This is a genomic window from Lentzea aerocolonigenes (assembly GCF_000955955.1).
GTDB classification, from domain to species: Bacteria; Actinomycetota; Actinomycetes; order Mycobacteriales; family Pseudonocardiaceae; genus Lentzea; species Lentzea aerocolonigenes_A.
Genome location: NZ_JYJG01000458.1, coordinates 1 through 719, shown reverse-complemented (window position 1 = coordinate 719; position 719 = coordinate 1). Strand labels below are relative to the sequence as shown.

The following is a 719-nucleotide window of genomic DNA, read 5'->3' as shown; positions in this document are numbered from 1 at the left end:
GTGCTCAACTCCGTGGTCTCGCCGCACTACGCGCACGTGGCCCAGGGCGTGGAGGCCCAGACCGCGGCCGAGGGCAGGCTGTGCCTGATCGGCACCACCGGTGGCGATCCCGAACGCGAGCTCGCCATGGTGAAGTTCATGCGGGAGCAGCACGCCGAGGCGGTGATCCTGGTCGCGCATGGGCCAGTACGCGCACGCGTTGACCGCGATCGGGTCCCGGCTGGTGTTGTGCGGCCGGCCACCGCTCGGCCCCGACGTGCCCGCGGTCGTCGTGGAGTACGACAACGACGGTGGTGCGTTCGCGGCGACCAGTCACCTGCTGTCCGCCGGCCACGAGCGGATCCTGTGCCTCGGCAAGCGTTCCGGCTACACCACGCAGGAAGGCCGGGTGGGCGGGTACCGCCGGGCACTGGCCGCGCACCGCGTGCCGCACGATCCGGCGCTGGAGGTCGAGGGCACGACGATGGAGTGGCACGAGGGCTACCGGATGATGAAGGAGCGGCTGGCCGCCGGTCCGCGCGACTTCACCGCGGTCTTCGCTCTCAACGACCTCATCGCGAGCGGTGCCTGCCGGGCACTGGCCGAGCAGGGCATCCGGGTGCCCGACGACGTGTCGGTGGTGGGGTTCGACGACCTGCAGCCGTCGCTCGACCTGAACCTGACCAGCGTGCACCTGCCGCACGAGGAGATCGGCCGCACCGCCGTGCGCCTCGCGCTGG

At 71.8% G+C, this 719-nt stretch carries 2 protein-coding genes; one reads left to right on the top strand and one right to left on the bottom strand.

Annotation, left to right across the window (positions count from 1 at the left end; translation table 11 throughout):
• The coding region (locus tag UK23_RS54360; protein ID WP_231114951.1) for a hypothetical protein at positions 1 to 180 on the bottom strand (180 nt) is incomplete at its 3' end.
• On the opposite strand from UK23_RS54360, the gene UK23_RS43475 reads away from it, so the two are divergent.
• Positions 179 to 719: substrate-binding domain-containing protein (locus tag UK23_RS43475; protein WP_196778147.1), on the top strand; the 541-nt coding region annotated here is incomplete at its 3' end. The two genes, UK23_RS54360 and UK23_RS43475, sit on opposite strands and share 2 nt — an antisense overlap.